General features: G+C 71.9%; 17 protein-coding genes. 7 read left to right on the forward strand and 10 right to left on the reverse strand.

What is annotated here, in order from left to right; all coding sequences use genetic code 11:
- Window positions 1-22: 22 nt before the first annotated feature.
- Window positions 23-814 carry a metal-dependent hydrolase gene (locus tag OG753_RS08485; protein ID WP_327261188.1) on the reverse strand — a complete coding sequence of 264 codons (792 nt, stop codon included), beginning with the start codon at window positions 812-814 and terminating at the stop codon, window positions 23-25.
- Between the two features lie 144 nt (window positions 815-958).
- Here OG753_RS08485 and OG753_RS08490 point away from each other — a divergent pair, with 144 nt between their 5' ends.
- The 3 genes from OG753_RS08490 to OG753_RS08500 all read left to right on the forward strand — a co-directional run bounded on the left by OG753_RS08490 (window position 959) and on the right by OG753_RS08500 (window position 4,876).
- Window positions 959-3,481: a DUF3516 domain-containing protein gene (locus tag OG753_RS08490; RefSeq protein WP_327261189.1), complete on the forward strand. Its 2,523-nt coding sequence runs from the start codon at window positions 959-961 to the stop codon at window positions 3,479-3,481.
- 61 nt (window positions 3,482-3,542) lie between these two features.
- Window positions 3,543-4,466: an acyl-CoA thioesterase II gene (locus tag OG753_RS08495; RefSeq protein ID WP_327261190.1), complete on the forward strand. Its 924-nt coding sequence runs from the start codon at window positions 3,543-3,545 to the stop codon at window positions 4,464-4,466.
- An 8-nt stretch (window positions 4,467-4,474) separates the two neighbouring features.
- The gene (locus OG753_RS08500) at window positions 4,475-4,876 is read left to right on the forward strand and encodes a YchJ family metal-binding protein (protein ID WP_327261191.1); all 402 of its coding nucleotides are present in this window, start codon (window positions 4,475-4,477) and stop codon (window positions 4,874-4,876) included.
- Here the strand turns inward: OG753_RS08500 and OG753_RS08505 are convergent.
- Both OG753_RS08505 and OG753_RS08510 read right to left on the reverse strand, forming a co-directional pair.
- The gene (locus tag OG753_RS08505) at window positions 4,840-5,652 is read right to left on the reverse strand and encodes a DUF6397 family protein (protein WP_405787922.1); all 813 of its coding nucleotides are present in this window, start codon (window positions 5,650-5,652) and stop codon (window positions 4,840-4,842) included. The two genes, OG753_RS08500 and OG753_RS08505, sit on opposite strands and share 37 nt — an antisense overlap.
- A 137-nt stretch (window positions 5,653-5,789) precedes the next feature.
- Entirely contained in the window at window positions 5,790-6,188 is a 399-nt protein-coding gene (locus tag OG753_RS08510) for a roadblock/LC7 domain-containing protein (protein WP_030384197.1), read from the reverse strand.
- A gap of 106 nt (window positions 6,189-6,294) precedes the next feature.
- Here OG753_RS08510 and OG753_RS08515 point away from each other — a divergent pair, with 106 nt between their 5' ends.
- On the forward strand, window positions 6,295-6,732 hold the full coding sequence (locus OG753_RS08515; RefSeq protein WP_327261193.1) for a PPOX class F420-dependent oxidoreductase: 438 nt from the start codon (window positions 6,295-6,297) through the stop codon (window positions 6,730-6,732).
- A 39-nt stretch (window positions 6,733-6,771) separates the two neighbouring features.
- On the opposite strand, the gene OG753_RS08520 is transcribed toward OG753_RS08515, so the two are convergent.
- The 5 genes from OG753_RS08520 to OG753_RS08540 all read right to left on the reverse strand — a co-directional run bounded on the left by OG753_RS08520 (window position 6,772) and on the right by OG753_RS08540 (window position 11,988).
- Window positions 6,772-7,434, reverse strand: coding sequence for a GTP-binding protein (locus OG753_RS08520; protein ID WP_405787924.1), 663 nt, complete (start codon window positions 7,432-7,434; stop codon window positions 6,772-6,774).
- Window positions 7,431-7,811 carry a DUF742 domain-containing protein gene (locus OG753_RS08525; RefSeq protein WP_327261195.1) on the reverse strand — a complete coding sequence of 127 codons (381 nt, stop codon included), beginning with the start codon at window positions 7,809-7,811 and terminating at the stop codon, window positions 7,431-7,433. Before OG753_RS08525 ends, OG753_RS08520 begins: the two co-directional genes overlap by 4 nt.
- 17 nt (window positions 7,812-7,828) lie before the next feature.
- Entirely contained in the window at window positions 7,829-8,272 is a 444-nt protein-coding gene (locus OG753_RS08530; protein ID WP_327261196.1) for a roadblock/LC7 domain-containing protein, read from the reverse strand.
- Window positions 8,272-11,001, reverse strand: coding sequence for a nitrate- and nitrite sensing domain-containing protein (locus OG753_RS08535; RefSeq protein ID WP_405787926.1), 2,730 nt, complete (start codon window positions 10,999-11,001; stop codon window positions 8,272-8,274). The genes OG753_RS08530 and OG753_RS08535 overlap by 1 nt, the downstream gene beginning before the upstream one ends.
- Window positions 11,002-11,208: 207 nt before the next feature.
- Window positions 11,209-11,988, reverse strand: a complete 780-nt coding sequence (locus OG753_RS08540) for an MHYT domain-containing protein (protein ID WP_405792577.1) — start codon at window positions 11,986-11,988, stop codon at window positions 11,209-11,211.
- 177 nt (window positions 11,989-12,165) lie between these two features.
- On the opposite strand from OG753_RS08540, the gene OG753_RS08545 reads away from it, so the two are divergent.
- Entirely contained in the window at window positions 12,166-12,765 is a 600-nt protein-coding gene (locus OG753_RS08545; protein WP_327261198.1) for a methyltransferase domain-containing protein, read from the forward strand.
- A gap of 51 nt (window positions 12,766-12,816) precedes the next feature.
- Here OG753_RS08545 and OG753_RS08550 read toward each other — a convergent pair whose 3' ends face one another.
- Window positions 12,817-13,731 carry an oxygenase MpaB family protein gene (locus tag OG753_RS08550; RefSeq protein WP_405787928.1) on the reverse strand — a complete coding sequence of 305 codons (915 nt, stop codon included), beginning with the start codon at window positions 13,729-13,731 and terminating at the stop codon, window positions 12,817-12,819.
- A 135-nt stretch (window positions 13,732-13,866) separates the two neighbouring features.
- On the opposite strand from OG753_RS08550, the gene OG753_RS08555 reads away from it, so the two are divergent.
- Both OG753_RS08555 and OG753_RS08560 read left to right on the forward strand, forming a co-directional pair.
- Window positions 13,867-14,646, forward strand: coding sequence for a hypothetical protein (locus tag OG753_RS08555; protein WP_405787929.1), 780 nt, complete (start codon window positions 13,867-13,869; stop codon window positions 14,644-14,646).
- A gap of 370 nt (window positions 14,647-15,016) precedes the next feature.
- Window positions 15,017-16,015 carry a polyprenyl synthetase family protein gene (locus OG753_RS08560; protein ID WP_405787930.1) on the forward strand — a complete coding sequence of 333 codons (999 nt, stop codon included), beginning with the start codon at window positions 15,017-15,019 and terminating at the stop codon, window positions 16,013-16,015.
- Between the two features lie 213 nt (window positions 16,016-16,228).
- On the opposite strand, the gene OG753_RS08565 is transcribed toward OG753_RS08560, so the two are convergent.
- Window positions 16,229-16,411, reverse strand: a complete 183-nt coding sequence (locus OG753_RS08565; protein WP_327261202.1) for a hypothetical protein — start codon at window positions 16,409-16,411, stop codon at window positions 16,229-16,231.
- Window positions 16,412-16,474: the final 63 nt, after the last annotated feature.

Raw genomic sequence — 16,474 nt, forward strand, 5'->3', positions numbered from 1 at the left:
CCGCCCGCCGCCCGGCGGTGTTTCAGAGGAATCCGAGGGCGGAGGCCCCGCCGAAGCCGCCCAGCAGGATGAAGACCGGCATGAGGACCTTGAGTTCCACCCAGCTGCCGGCCCGGAAGCGCAGCGCCTTCGGCGGGCCGATCGGGTACCAGCGCTTGCCGGCGATCGGCAGCGGCCACAGGACCGGGCAGCCGGAGACGGTGAGCGCGTCGCCGATGTCGTGGACCAGAGCGCCGAGCACGATCGGCAGGCCGAGCCAGAGGTACTCCTGGCCCGGTCCGGTGAACAGCCAGTTCGCGCCGTTCCCGGGCTGGTCGAGGACGCCGGCCAGGATCCACGCGCTGGTCGCGCCGAGCAGCCAGACCAGGACGTCGCTGGACATCCGGGCGGCCCGCCACAGCAGGCCTTCGACCGCCAGCACCAGGTGGACGAAGAGCAGGGCGAGGACACCCCAGCGGCCGGCGGTGACGGCGAGCACGGAGGCGCCGCCGCCGATCAGGACGGCCCACAGCCAGGTGTGCGTCAGCGTGCGGTGGCCGCCGGTGCGGCGGGCGTCCTTCTTGGAGCGGGTGCCCTTGTAGACGGCGTAGGAGATCTTGTCGACGACCTCGCACAGGCCCTTGGAGAGCGGGCCGAAGGCGCGCGAGATCGTCGCCGACTTGTGATCGAGGTCGGGGGCGAGGGCCGCCCCGGCGCAGATCAGCGCGCCGACGACGAGGACGGGCCAGGGCATGGGGTGTCCGGCGGCCGCGGTGGCCGCGCCCACCCCCAGCCAGGCCGCTGCCCCGGAGAGTGAGTGCGCCGGACCCATCATGGTCGTTCCCCGCCCCGCTGGTGTGTGGTCGGGCCCTGTTGACTGTTTCGTTCGGGCCGCATCGACGGCACAGCGTACCGTCGGTGATCTTCATTCCGTCCGCCGGTTCCCTGATCCGGGGGGAAGCCAGGCAAGATGGGGGGTGTGACCCTCATTGATCAGCTCCCGCCGAACGCCGACCCCGACGCCCTCTTCGAGGCTTTCTCCTCGTGGGCCGAGGACCAGGGCATCACCCTGTACCCGGCTCAGGAGGAGGCGCTGATCGAGGTCGTCTCCGGGGCGAACGTGATCCTGTCCACGCCGACCGGCTCCGGCAAGAGCCTGGTCGCGGCAGGCGCCCACTTCACCGCACTGGCCCAGGACAAGGTCACCTTCTACACCGCCCCGATCAAGGCGCTGGTGTCGGAGAAGTTCTTCGACCTGTGCAAGCTCTTCGGCACCGAGAACGTCGGCATGCTGACCGGCGACGCCTCCGTGAACGCGGACGCCCCGGTGATCTGCTGCACGGCCGAGGTGCTGGCCTCCATCGCCCTGCGCGACGGCAAGCACGCCGACATCGGCCAGGTCGTGATGGACGAGTTCCACTTCTATGCCGAGCCGGACCGCGGCTGGGCCTGGCAGATCCCGTTGCTGGAACTGCCGCAGGCGCAGTTCATCCTGATGTCGGCGACCCTCGGCGACATGAAGCGGTTCGAGGAGGACCTCACCCGGCGCACCGGCCGGCCCACCTCGATGGTCCGCTCCGCGACCCGGCCCGTCCCGCTCTCGTACGAGTACGTCACCACGCCGATCACCGACACGATCACCGAGCTGCTGGAGACCCGGCAGGCTCCGGTCTACATCGTGCACTTCACCCAGGCCCAGGCGGTCGAGCGGGCACAGTCGCTCATGAGCATCAACATGTGCACGCGCGAGGAGAAGGACAAGATCGCCGAGCTCATCGGCAACTTCCGCTTCACCACCAAGTTCGGCCAGAACCTCTCCCGCTACGTCCGTCACGGCATCGGCGTGCACCACGCCGGCATGCTGCCCAAGTACCGCCGCCTGGTGGAGAAGCTGGCCCAGGCCGGCCTGCTGAAGGTCATCTGCGGTACGGACACCCTCGGGGTCGGCGTCAACGTCCCGATCCGCACGGTGCTGTTCACGGCGCTCACCAAGTACGACGGCAACCGGGTCCGCACCCTGCGCGCCCGCGAGTTCCACCAGATCGCGGGACGCGCCGGCCGGGCCGGCTTCGACACCGCGGGCTATGTGGTCGCGCAGGCGCCCGAGCACGTCATCGAGAACGAGAAGGCGCTCGCGAAGGCGGGCGACGACCCGAAGAAGCGCCGCAAGGTGGTGCGCAAGAAGGCACCCGAAGGCTTCGTCGCCTGGTCGGACACCACCTTCGAGAAGCTCATCGCCGCCGACCCGGAGGCGCTGACCTCGCGCTTCAAGGTCACCAACATCATGCTGCTGTCGGTCATCGCCCGGCCGGGCGACGCCTTCCAGGCGATGCGCCACCTCCTGGAGGACAACCACGAGCCCCGCAGGGCCCAGCTGCGGCACATCCGCCGGGCCATCGCGATCTACCGCTCGCTGCTGGACGGCGGCGTCGTCGAGAAGCTCGACACCCCGGACGCGGAGGGCCGCACGATCCGGCTCACCGTGGACCTCCAGCAGGACTTCGCGCTCAACCAGCCGCTGTCCACCTTCGCCCTGGCCTCCTTCGACCTGCTGGACCCGGAGTCCCCCTCCTACGCGCTGGACATGGTGTCCGTCGTGGAGTCCACGCTGGACGACCCGCGCCAGATCCTCGCCGCCCAGCAGAACAAGGAACGCGGCATCCAGGTCGGCCAGATGAAGGCCGACGGGATCGAGTACGAGGAGCGGATGGAGCGGCTCCAGGACGTCACCTATCCCAAGCCGCTCGAAGAGCTCCTCTTCCACGCCTACGACGTGTACGCCAAGAGCCACCCGTGGGTGCGCGACCACCCGGTCTCCCCGAAGTCGATCATCCGCGACATGTATGAGCGCGCGATGACCTTCACCGAGTTCACCTCCTTCTACGAGCTGGCCCGCACCGAGGGCATCGTGCTGCGCTACCTGGCGAGCGCGTTCAAGGCGCTGGACCACACCATCCCCGACGACCTCAAGTCCGAGGACCTCCAGGACCTGATCGCCTGGCTCGGCGAACTGGTCCGCCAGGTCGACTCCAGCCTGCTCGACGAGTGGGAGCAGCTGGCGAACCCGGAGGTGGAGACGGCGGAGCAGGCCCAGGAGAAGGCCGATCAGGTCAAGCCCGTCACCGCGAACGCGCGCGCCTTCCGTGTCCTGGTCCGCAACGCCATGTTCCGCCGGGTGGAGCTGGCCGCCCTCGACCACGTCAACGTGCTGGGCGAGCTGGACTCCGAGTCCGGATGGGACGCGGACGCCTGGGGCGAGGCCCTGGACGGGTACTGGGACGAGTACGACGACCTGGGCACCGGCCCCGACGCGCGCGGCCCCAAGCTGCTGCAGATCGAGGAGGACCCGGCGCACGGCCTGTGGCGCGTCCGGCAGACCTTCGCCGACCCGAACGGCGACCATGGCTGGGGCATCAGCGCCGAGGTCGACCTGGCCGCCTCCGACGAGGAGGGCCGGGCGGTCATCCGGGTCACGTCGGTCGGCGAGCTCGGAGCGCTCTGACCGCCTGCCACACCCCGCCGCACCCGCCCGCCCCGCCCTGCCCGACAGTGGAGATCCTCTGATGACGAACCCCGCCGAGAGACTGGTCGATCTGCTCGATCTGGAGCAGATCGAGGTCAACATCTTCCGCGGCGCGAGCCCGCAGGAGTCCCTCCAGCGCGTCTTCGGCGGCCAGGTCGCCGGCCAGGCGCTGGTGGCTGCGGGGCGCACCATCGAGAGCGACCGCCCGGTCCACTCGCTGCACGCGTACTTCCTGCGCCCCGGCATCCCCGGGGTGCCGATCGTGTACCAGGTGGAGCGGGTGCGCGACGGGCGGTCCTTCACCACGCGCCGCGTCACCGCGGTCCAGCAGGGCAAGACGATCTTCAATCTCACCGCCTCCTTCCATCATCCGGAGGAGGGCGGCATCGAGCACCAGCTGCCTCCTCACCACGTCCCTCACCCGGACACGCTCCCCAAGGTGGCGGACGAGATCCGCGAGCACCTCGGGGCGCTGCCGGAGGCGCTGGAGCGGATGGCCCGCCGCCAGCCCTTCGACATCCGGTACGTGAACCGGCTCCGCTGGACCCCCGAGGAGCTCAAGGGATCCGATCCCCGCAGCGCGGTGTGGATGCGCGCGGTCGGCCCGCTGGGCGACGACCCGCTCGTCCACACCTGCGCCCTCACCTACGCAAGTGACATGACCCTCCTCGACGCCGTGCGCATCCCCGTCGAACCCCTGTGGGGCATGCGCGGTTTCGACATGGCCTCGCTGGACCACGCCATGTGGTTCCACCGGCCCTTCCGGGCGGACGAGTGGTTCCTGTACGACCAGGAGTCGCCCATCGCGCACGGCGGCCGGGGCCTGGCCCGGGGCCGCATCTACGACGTGGAGGGCAAGCTGCTGGTGTCCGTGGTCCAGGAGGGCCTCTTCCGTCCGTACTCCGCCAAGCCGGCCGGGGCGTCCGGGCCGGCCCAGCAGTCCGAATCCGCCCCGGAGAACTGAGCACACCCATGCCCACCCCCGCCCTGCCCTGCCCCTGCGGGCTGCCCGCCACCTACCCGGAGTGCTGCGGCCGCTTCCACTCCGGAGCCGGGGCGGCGCCCACCGCCGAGCGGCTGATGCGCTCCCGGTTCAGCGCTTTCGCCGTCGGCGACACCGCCTACCTGCTGCGTTCCTGGCATCCCACCACCCGTCCGGACCGCCTCGACCTGGATCCCGAGCAGCGCTGGGAGCGGCTGGAGATCCTCGCCACCGAGCGCGGCGGGATGTTCGAGACGGAGGGCTCGGTGGAGTTCCGCGCCCACTACCGCGAGGGCGGGCACACCGGCTCGCTGCACGAGCACAGCAGCTTCTCCCGCGAGGCCGGGGCCTGGGTCTACGTCGGCCCCCTCTCCCCCGTCGACTTCGACTGACCCCGCGCTCCCGTCAGGGCGAAGTCGAGGCTGGTGCGGTACCAGTGGATCTCGTCCGGCGGCCCGGCCGTCAGCAGCCCCAGCGCCACCGCCGCGGCCGCCGGAACCTGCGGGTGCCCGTAGGGCGGGGGCGGGGCGAGGGCCGCAAGGACGATCCGCTCCGCCGGGTCGGGCACGGCCTGCCGCAGCTCGTCCTCGGGGAGTACGGAGGCCAGCACGGCGGCACGCTCCCAGGGGTCGGCGGCTCGTCTCAGCAGCAGCCCGACATGCCGCCCGCGCCACTTGCGCGGGCGCAGATCGGCCTTGGCCGCCATCAGTTCCCTGTCGGCCGACGGCGCGATCCCGCGGAGCATTCCCGGCTCCCGCGAGGCGAAGCTCCGCAGCTCCACGGACAGGTAGAGCCACACCACGGCCCGGTACCGGTTGATCCGGTAGCCGACCGGGGTCACGTGCCCGCAGCGCGCGAGCCGCGTGAACCGGCTCGGGCCGACCCCCACCACCCCGGCCGCGGCCTCCGCCCCGGCCACGGTTTCGACCTGCTCGCGCAGCGCATCCGGAGGTCCCGCAGCCGACCTGACCCGATCCAGCTCGGCGCGCGCGTAGCGCGCGGCGCCCCCGAGCGTCCGCGGCCCCGCCCGTACGATCCCCAGCTGGACGGCCCTGGCGAACTCGCTGCGGCTCAGCCCCAGTTCACCGGCGGCCTGGCCGCCGCCCATCAGTACCTCCGCAGCGCCGTCGGCCACTTCGCCGCGCACCGCGGTCCCCATCTGCATCATCACGGTCATCCCCCACAAAGCGGTGATTACTCTGTGTGAAGACCGTAACTCCCTGCAACGACATGCCGCGAGGCCTGTGGACAACTCCCCGGCAGCCCCCGACACGGCCCGACCCGCCCGACCCGGCCGGGCCCGGGTCAGCCTCCGGTGATGCGTCGCTCCGCGACTCCCAGGTGCTCGCCCACCCGGTTGACCAGCAGCGTCATCTCGTACGCGACCTGGCCGATGTCCGCCTCGGCGGCGCTCAGCACGCACAGGCTGCTCCCCGCGCCCGCCGCCATCACGAAGAGCACTCCCTCGTCGTACTCGACCATCGTCTGGCGCACCTCACCGGCCCGGAAGTGCCGGCCGGACCCCTTCGCAAGGCTCTGCAGGCCGGCCGCGACGGCCGCCAGGTGCTCCGCGTCCTCCCGCGCCAGCCCCGCGCTCGCCCCCGTGACCAGGCCGTCGTTGGACAGCACCACCGCGTGCCGCACCTGCTGGACCCTGCGCGTCAGGTCGTCCAGCAGCCAGTCCAGTTGCTTGTCCAGTGCCATTCCCAGCCCCTCCCCGTCGACGCCGGCCGGATGGCCGCGCCCCACCCCTCGTACTCGTGCCGCAAGCCTTCCCCACCAGTGCCTTTCGGGCAAGGAGGATGTCCCCATGGCGAAGAAGATGACTCAAGAGGAATGGCGGGCATTCGTCTCCCACTCCACCCGCACCGGAAAGCTGTCCACCGTCTCCGAGGACGGGAGCCCGCACATCGCTCCCATCTGGTTCGTGCTCGACGGCGACTCCTTCGTTTTCAATACCGGAAAGGACACCGTCAAGGGGCGCAACCTCGTGCGCGACGGCCGGGTCGCCCTCTGCGTGGACGACGACCGGCCCCCGTTCTCCTTCGTGGTCCTCCAGGGCCGCGCCGAGATCAGCGGGTACGACGACGACGCCGAGGCCATGCTCACCTGGGCGACCCGGATCGGCAGCCGCTACATGGGCCAGGAGCGCGGCGAATCCTTCGGCCGCCGCAACGCCGTCCCGACCGAACTCCTCGTCAGGGTCCCGATCGACAAGGTCATCGCGCACGCCGGCATCGCGGACTGACCGACCCCACCCGCTCACCGGCCGGGCCGCCGGGCCGGTTCACACGGAATCGGCCTGCGGCTCCACCAAGTCCAGCAGCCGGGCCGTGTGCACCCGCCCGGCGTACTCGACCAGTCTGATCAGCACTTCCTTCCCCGAATCCCGGTCTCGCGCGTCACACAGCACCACCGGGGTCCCCTGCTCCAGGTCCAGTGCCCTCGACACGTCGTGCGCCCCGTACCGCCGCGCGTCCGTGAAGCAGTTGACCGCGACCACGAAGGGGATGCGCCGGTGCTCGAAGTAGTCCACCGCGGGAAAGCAGTCCTCCAGCCGCCGCGTGTCGGCGAGGACGACCGCGCCCAGCGCTCCCTGCGACAGCTCGTCCCACAGGAACCAGAAACGGTCCTGTCCCGGGGTGCCGAAGAGGTACAGGGACAACCCCGAGCGAATGGTGATCCGGCCGAAGTCCATGGCCACCGTGGTGGTCGTCTTCTGGTCCACGCCGCCCGTGTCGTCGACCAGTTCGCCCGCCTCGCTCAGCACTTCCTCCGTCCGCAGCGGACGGATCTCGCTCACCGCGCCCACCAGCGTGGTCTTGCCCACCCCGAAGCCGCCCGCCACCAGGATCTTCAGTGCGAGCGCGGCCAGTTCGGGGTCCTCCCCCGGACCGGGATCCGCGTCCGGAGCCGATCCCACAGGCCGGTCGTCATGCTGTCCCATCAAAGCGCTCGCAATCCCTCGATGACTTCACGCAGAATCCGCTCGTCCGGCAGTTGTGCGGGCGGCACGGGCCGGCTGACCTTGACGTGTCCGCCCTCCAGCAGGTCCCCGAGGAGCACCCGCACCACCCCCACGGGCAGGTCGGCGTCCGCGGAGAGTTCGGCCACCGACTGGGTCTCGGACCGGCAGAGTCCCAGCAGCGCCCGGTGTTCGGGGCCCAGCAGGGACTCGGCCGTCTCGTCCGTGCCCGCCGGGTCGACCGCGACCAGCGCGATCAGGTCGAAGCGGACCCCGTGGGGTCCCGGCTTCGTCCGCCCGCCGGTCATGGCGTACGGACGGACGAGCGGGCCCGCTTCGGCGTCGTACCACTGGCCATCCATGTGCCGGACCGCCGCCCTCAGCCGGCGGCCGGCGGGCGCGCCGCGAACCGGGGCGGCGTGTAGAGGTGCTCGCCGACCCGCTTCACCAGCCGCGCCATCTCGTAGGCGATCAGGCCGATGTCGGCGCTGGCGGCGCTGAGCACGGCCAGGCAGGAGCCGTCGCCCGCGGCCGCGACGATGAGGCAGCCCTCGTCCATCTCGACCATCGTCTGGCGCACGCCCCCGGCGTGGAAGTGCCGGCCCGCGCCCTTGGCCAGGCTGTGGAAGCCGGAGGCCACCGCCGCCAGGTGCTCGGCGTCCTCCCGGCTGAGCGCGCTGGAGGCGCCGACCGCCAAGCCGTCGTTGGAGAGGACCACGGCGTGCCGGACCTCGCGGACCCGGTGCACCAGGTCGTCGAGCAGCCAGTCCAGTTCGCCGGACCTGCGGCCGCCGTCGAGGCCGACTCTTTGGTGTTCGATCATCACACTTCTCCTTCGCTGCCTGCGTGGGGGGAGTTCTCCTGGGCGCCGCGGACCCAGCCGGCCCGGTAGGCAGCCATCCGGTCCCGGGCCTGCTCCGGGCTGCGGCCCGGCGGCTCCTCGGGGAGGCGGGAACCGGCCGGGGGCTTGGGGGCGGGGGCCTCCCGGAGCTGGGGGACGAGGCTGGCCTGGCGCACCCGGCGCGGCAGTTCCGTCACCGAGGCCGGGGACGCAGCGGCCGGCTGGGTACGGGTTCCCGCGCCGCCGGGGCCACGCGGCCGCAGCGACGCCACCGGGGCCGGGTGCGGCTGCTCGCGTCCGGGAGCCTGGGCCGGCGGCACGGCCGGGGGCGACTGCGGGGTCGACTCCGGCTTCGGCCCCTGGCCCGGCTTCGGCTCGGGGGCAGGGCCGGGGCCGGGCCCGGGGCCAGTGGCAGAGCCGGGGCCGGAGCCAGGACCGGTGGCAGGACTCGCGCCCTGACCCGGGACACCCGGCGCGTCCTCCCGTACGACGGTCATGCCGGTGGGCTGCTCGGCCCTCCTGACGGCCCTCGGCACCGAGGACACGGCCGGAGCCGAAACCGGTGGCTGCGGCTGCGGGCGGGAGGCTACCCGGTCCGCTTCGTGGGCCCCGCTGGCGGCGGGGGCCGGGGTGGCGGCGCCGGACGTGATCGCGCCCTGGAGCATGGAGTTCGGCAGGAGCACCACCGCGGTGGTGCCGCCGTAGGGCGAGGTGCGCAGGTGCACCTTCACTCCGTGGCGGGCCGAGAGGCGGCTCACCACGAAGAGCCCGAGCCGGTCGCTGTCGAAGAGGTCGAGGGACTCGGACTGCTCGATGCGCCGGTTCGCGACGTTCAGGGTGTCGGGGCCCATGCCGAGACCGCGGTCCTCGACCTCCAGGACGTAGCCGGCGCCGACGGGTTCACCGCTGACCCGGACCTTGGTGTGCGGCGGGGAGAACTGGGCCGCGTTCTCGATGAGTTCGGCGAGCAGGTGGGTGAGGTCGGCGACGGCGCCCCCGACCACGGCGGCCTCGGCGAGCTGACGGACCTCGATCCGCGGGTAGTCCTCGATCTCGGAGACGGCGGCCCGCACGACGTTCGTGAGCGGGACCGGCATCCGCCAGGCCCGGCCCGGGGTGGCGCCCGACAGGATGATCAGGCTTTCCGCGTGGCGGCGCATCCGGGTGGTGAGGTGGTCGAGGCGGAAGAGGTCGCCGAGCTCGTTCGGGTCGTCGGCGCGCCGCTCCATCGAGTCGAGCAGGGTGAGCTGCTTGTGCACGAGGACCTGACTGCGGCGGGCGAGGTTGACGAAGACGCCGGAGACGCCGCTCGCGAGCTCCGCCCGCTCGACGGCGGCGCTGAGCGCGGCCCGGTGGACGGTGCCGAGCGCCTCGCCGACCTGGGTGATCTCGTCGTCGGCCGGCGGCCCGGGCGGGGTCTCGGCGGCGACGTCGATCTCCTGGCCGGCGCGCAGCCGTTCCATCGCCTGCGGCAGTTTGCGGTGGGCGATCTCCAGGGCGGTGTTGCGCAGCGAGACGAGTTCGACGACCAGGACCCGGCCGATGCGGACCGAGATGACGAGGGAGGCGGCGACGGCCATCAGGCCCAGCAGTACGGCGGCACCCGCCGGGCTGAGCGCACCCTCGGTGAAGGGGTCGGCCCGGTCGGCGGCAGCGTCCTGCGCGGCCGTCTCGATCTCCCGCATCGCCGAGGCGATGCCGTGGTGGGCGGCCTCCCAGCCGGCGGGCGCCCCGCGGCTCTCCTTGGCGGTGCCGGCGGCCAGCGCCCGGTCCTCGGCGGAGGTGAGGTCGGCGTAGGCGGCGCTCTTGGCGGCGGACTGCCAGGCGGCCTGCTGGTCGGCGGGCAGGTCGCCGGCCGCGGAATCGGTGAGCGCGCGGCGGGACTCGATCGCGCCGGTCAGCTGCCGAAGCGTTTCGGCGGTACGCGGGCCCGGGACGGCGAGCAACGCGTCCTCCCGGGACAGCAGCTCCGCGGCGCGGCCGAATTCGAGCAGGACCCGGGCGTCGGGACCGAGTTCGGCCTTGTCCCCGCCGGTCAGGGCGCCGCTGACGGCGAAGGCGGAGTCGACCACGCGGGTGTATATCGCGTAGGCCGCCTCGGGGGATGCGCGGCGGTCGGTGATGTCCTTGCGGGACGAGTCCAGGTTTTCGGCGGCGGCGACGAAGGCCTCCAGCCGGACGACGATGTCGGAGCGGTAGTCGCCGGAGTCGGCGACGGTGTGGCGGTCGCCGAGCCGCAGCCGCTGGACGGCGGCGTCGGTGCGGAGGGTCTGCTGTTCCAGGGCTCCCTGATCGGCGGCGGGGTCGGCGAGGAGGCGTACGGCGGCGCGCCGTTCGGCCTGGAGCTCGGTGACCGCGGCGGCGACGGGGGTGCGTATCTCGGTGTCGACCCGGTGGGCTCGGCCCAGGCGGGCCATGTCCTGGGCGGTGTTGACGGTGGCGAAGGCCCAGAGGGCGAGCAGCGAGACGACCGGGACCATCAGCAGCGAGACGATCTTCGCGCGGACGGTTGCGGGGCGCAGCCGCAACCGCATGCGGGGCCTGCTCTCGCGTACGGCGGCCGGGTGCGGCTGGTGGGCCTGGTGAGGCTGATGGGTCCGCAGCTCCGCCGGTTCCTCGGCCGGCGGCCCGGCGTGGGCCCGGCGGCCGCGTGCCGGGGGCGCGGGCAGCCGCGGCGCCGCTGCTTCCGGTTTTCTGCGGGGTGTTCGCATGGGCTCCTCGTTCCGGGGCGGTGCCTACGGGTGCGGTGGGGTGGGGGTGCGGTGGGGGTGCGGTGCAGTGGACGTGGGGACGCTCAGGTGCGGGGACGCGGGACGCTGCGTGGGGGTCGCGGCGGTGCGGTGCCGCGGGTCCGCGCCGGTCGGTGGGCGATCAGTGGGCAGGTCGCTGGGCGGTCAGCGGGCGGGGTCGCTGGGCGGTCAGTGGGCGCTCACCGTGGCCTCCCCCGGGTGACGGGCGGCAGCGCCGGCGCCGCGCTCGCCGACGGTGGGGGAGAGCGCGACGAAGGCGGCGGTGATGAACAGGTACGAGCCCAGCCCCACGGCGAGCGGGAAGATGAACTGCATGGCCGTGGCACCGGGCAGGACCGCGTCCGAGGGGCTGACCCTCACGGCGACGGCCATCATCCCCGTGTAGTGCATGCTGCTGACGGCGGCGCCCATGACGAGCGAGGCGACGGCGACCGCAACCGGCGACTTGATGTTGAGCGCGGCCCACAGCGCGGCGGTCGCCGCGAACACGGCGATGGCGACGGAGAGGCCGACGGTGAGCGGGTCGTACGAGACCTCGCCGTGCAGCCGGAGGGCCGCCATGCCCAGGTAGTGCATGCTGGCGACGCCGAGCCCGGTGGTGAGGCCGCCCAGTACGAGGGACCGGTTGCGGTCCTTGCCGTGGCCGACGGCGAAGACCCCGGCGCCGACGACCAGCATGGCGACGAGCAGGCTGAGGATCGTGAGCGGCACGTTGTAGTGGATCTCGGTGCCCGTGGCCTCGAAGCCGAGCATCGCGACGAAGTGCATGGTCCAGATGCCGGTGCCGATGGCCGAGGCCGCGGTGAGGAGCCAGTTGCGGCGGGAGGCTCCGGTCGTGGCGAGCGCACGGACGGTGCAGCGCAGCCCGAGGGCGGCGCCGATCGATGCCATCACATATGACAGCGCGGGTGTCAGCCACCCATAGGCGGCATGGTCCAGATGTCCCAGGTGTCCCATGGCCACGGGACGCTAGTCCGGGTGAGGGCGCGAACAGGGGGCGCATTTCGAAACCAGCTGGAACTGCTGGAATATGACAGAGCTACGTTCAACTCCGATCACACCACGTACCAGCTTGCGCACCGTCCGCAGGCACGCGTGCGGGCGCCCGTGGGGGATCATGGGCGCATGAGCGAAGACCACACACACGTGCAGGAGTTCTTCGGGGCGCGCGCGGCCGACTGGGACCGCAAGTTCCCCGGGGACGGGCCCGCCTTCGCCACCGCCGTGGCCGAGTTCGGACTGCGGCCCGGGGACCGTGTGCTCGACGCGGGCTGCGGCACCGGGCGGGCCATGACCGCGCTGCGGGCCGCCGTCGGACCCGCCGGGATCGTGCTCGGCGCTGACCTCACCCCGCAGATGCTGGCCGCCGCGCGGCGGGCCGGGCGGGACGCCGAGGGCGCCCTGCTGCTCGCCGACGTGGCCCGGCTGCCGCTGCGCGATGCGGCGCTCGACGGGGTGTTCGCCGCCGGACTCATCGCCCACCTGCCCGACCCGGGGGCGAACCTGAGCGAGCTCGCCCGGGTGGTCCGCCCCGGCGGCCGGCTCGCACTTTTCCACCCGATCGGGCGAGTGGCCCTGGCCGCGCGCCACGGCCGCGAGCTGACCCCCAAGGACATGCGGGCCGAGCACAACCTCGGCCCGCTGCTGACCGGTTCGGGCTGGGACATGACCTCGTACGCCGACGAGGACGACCGTTTCCTGGTGCTGGCCGTCCGCCACGCGTGACATACGCCCGTACGTCGGCCACGCGCCCGGGATCCGCGGAGGTGCCCGGGATCAGGCCGGAGGCTGGGCCTCGGCTCCGGCGGGCCGGCGGGGATGCGGCACGGGGCAGCCGCCCGAGCCGGGCACGGGGAACGTGCCGAGCTCGCCCACGTCATAGCCGTCCGGGTAGCCCTTGATCTCGGGGTTCTGGCGGGCGAAGTGCGGGTCCCGGCGCGGGGGCAGCAGCCGCACCGCGCGGCCGCGCAGCCACAGGGCCCCCTGGACCAGCCGCCGGACCCGGGGGCGCGGGGACTCGAACCGGAAGGCGCCCAGCAGCGACTCGTCGAGGAGGGCGAGGCTCGCGCGCCGCACGGCGGGGGCGAGCGGCGCCGGGTACCAGGAGGCCATGAGGTCGAGGGTGGAGTCGGCGACCTTGCGGGCGCCTTCGTCCCAGGCGAAATGGTCCTCTTCGTAGGCCTCCAGCGTGGCTTCGAACTCCTCGTAGGAGCCCGGGATGTCCGTGATGCCCAGATGGCGGCCGAGAGTGGCGTAGTAGTTCGCGCAAGCCCGTCGCTCGTGGTGGGTCAGCGGACGCCAGCCGTACGCGTCCAGCCAGCGCGCCGGAATCACCACGAAAGTGCACAGGACATAGCGCATGTCCTCGTTCGAGATGTCGTAGCTTCGGTGCATCTGGTTGATACGGCGGATCGCGGTGCGTGCGGTGTCGCTCTCGAAGCCGTGCTCGACTACCGCGTCCAGGAGCAGCGCGGTGTCGTCGTAGCGCTTCTGGGTCCGCTCGGTGAATTCGGCCGTCTCGGCCAGCAGGCCACCGATGCTCGGGACGGCATATGTCCGGAACAGGGCGAGTTCCAGGGCGCGGGCGAAGTCCCAGGGGAACTCGTAGGCGGCGGTGAGCCGGTAGATGGCGAGGAAATCCTTGTCGGGGTCGAGACGGAGGATCTCCCTCAGCCGGTCGTAACGCTGCACCGGGTGTCCCTTTCTGTGGCGGGTCCCCAACTCTACGTGCAGGTAGCAGCCTTGGAAATCGTGGCCCGCAAGCTCTCGACGCGCGGGTTACCCGCTGGTTAAGGTGCGCCGACGAGAGAGCTACCAGGAGGCCAGGTGTCCGACGACGAGGGTGGCGGCTCGCTGTATGTGCTGACCGCGGTGCTGCTGACCCCGGCACAGTTCCCCAGCATCCTGGGCGACGACTTCCCGGAGGCCTGCTCCCTGCTGGGAGTGGCGCCGGGCGGGGACGGGTACGGGCTGGTGCTCGGCCAGGACGAGGAGGGCGCGCGCTGGACGGTCGTCGTGGACGACGTCTCGCTCGTCGCGACGGCCATCGCCTCCTGGGACTGCGGGATGGAATACGACCTGTCCCCGGACGAGCGGACGATCGTGGTCTCGCTTGCGGGCTGGCCGCTGGAGCTGTCGGTGGCGGCGTCGGGGATCCCGGAACCCCACGATCCGGAGCAGGGCGCGGACGGCACGGGGCGGGTGCCGCTGGCGCCGCCGTCGGCCGAGGCCTGGGGTCCGGTGCAGCGGCGCATGGGCGCGGACCAGATCGCGCGGGAGTGGGCCGACTGGCGCGAGCGCGTGGCCACGGACGGCGGGGCGGCTGCCGCCGCACACCCCGGACTCGCGCGGGCGCTGGAGGAGGCGGTGGGGTACACCAGGACCGCGCCGCCGCCCGGCCGGATACGGTCCTCGTTCGCCGGCGAGGGAGCCCGGACACTGCGGGTCGACGGCCCCGGCTGGTCCCTGGTGGCCCGTACCGGCGAGGCGGCCTTCGTCCTGCTGGACGAGGAGCCCGGCGAGGTGCTCACGGTCCCCCAGGACGGGGATCCGAACCTGCCCGACCTGCTGAAGGACCTCGACCGCATCGCGGTCCGCCCGTCATGAACACGGGGCGCGGGCGCCCGGGCGGAGGGCCCCGACGCCGTCGGCAGCGGGCCATCGGTCCCGGCGACCGGCGGCCCGCCGATCCCGGACCTGGAGCCTCACACGGACGAGTTCGGGCCAACGGGCCGACGGCAGGGCCCGGAGCGGGTGACGGACTCGCTGCACGATTACCCCTGAGCGGTACAACGATCTCCGATTTTCGGGCATCGATCGTTCCAGTCCTCCACGACCGAAAAGAACCGGCCAATGAGGCTGAAAATCGCTCTGGATCCCTTTCCTCCGGAATGATCGAATCGGCCAGTCACTCGGCTCAAAGGATGCGCACCGCGCACCGGCGGCCATTCCACGACGGAGGCCATTCTTGAATTCCATGTCCTACCTGGACCTGCACCGGGAAGTCTCGCAGGACATCGACGCGGAGATCGAAACCGCGCTGGAGCGACTCGGCCCGCTGGCGAGCACGACCAGGAACTCGGTGGCCAAGCTCTTGGAGCACCGCAAACTGAGACATCCCCTCTCGGTGCTGCCGCTGCTCACCCACGCGATAGAGACCGGGAATCCCAAGCCGGCGATCCCACTGTCCGCCGTGCACCTGCTGTGGTGGACCTCGGCCTGCTATCTCGACGACCTGGCGGACGCCAACGGCGCATCCATCTCGGGCGAGCTCACGGAGAACGAAGCACTGCTCGCATCCGTCATCACAGGAAACGCGCTCCCCATTCAGATCCTCCTGGAGCAGGATCTCCCGGAGTCGGCGCGCAGTGCGCTGATAACCGAGATTCTGAACGGCTGGATCATAGGCGTCGACGGCCAGATCGACGACATGCGCGGGGACATCGGCAGCGCGTCCAGGAAATCGGTCGTCGAGACGTATCGCGGCAAATCCGGCGCACCGTTCGGAATGATCACCGCAATGGCCGCGATATTCTCGGGCACAACGGCCGAGAAGATAGAGCTGTGGCGAGAATTCGGCTATGTTTTCGGCATCCTCTGGCAGATCTTCAACGACCAGGAGGACATCCTCTCCGGCCGCGACGAGGATCTGCTCAACGGCACGGTGACCTATCTCCTCGCCTCCGTCATCGAGGACGCCTCGCCCGTGTCGAGGGAGCGCATCCTGGGCCTGTGCGACGCCGCAGGACGCTCGCATCAGGCCAGGTCGGAGCTCGCGAGCCTGCTGCGGACGCCCGCCGCCCTCGACCGGTACCGCGCGGAGATCGACGCGTTCCGCGCCGAGGGGTACCGCATTCTGGACGAACTGGGCGGCGACGGGACCTACTTGCGCGTGCTCCGCCACCTGGTGGACCACGCGTCCCAGATGCTGCTGGAGCCGGAGCTCGTCCCAGCGGTCGTGAGCGGCGCCGCCTGACCCGCCGGCTCCGCCGGGCCACGCCGTTCGGCGCCCCCGCCACTGAGCGGCCGCTCTCGGCACCCCCGCCCCGCGACCATGCCTGCCGGGCTCCGCATCGGAGCCGGAGCCCGGAAAGGCCCTACGTCTGCCCAGCCCTCGCGATCCGCCCAGCCCTCGGCACGGCCCTCGCTCTCGGCACGGCCCTCACCGCGCCCACCGTCGGCGCGGCCGTCAGCGGCCGATCTGCTTCCTGGACATACCCCGCAGGCGACGCCGCTGGGAGGAGTCCAGCAGGAAGTAGGCAGCGGTCGGCACGCCGATCAGGACAAGCAGCCCCGCCCAGAACCCAACCGTCCAGAACAACACGATGGCTGCCACGACTCCGGCAACCGCGACCTTTCCGCTCGTGGACATCTGCGGACACCTCCTTCTGCCGTCGACCACTACCCCACTCAACGTGCCGCTGCGACCACGCGT

This window comes from Streptomyces sp. NBC_00029 (genome assembly GCF_045160505.1).
In the GTDB taxonomy this organism is placed as follows: Bacteria; Actinomycetota; Actinomycetes; order Streptomycetales; family Streptomycetaceae; genus Streptomyces.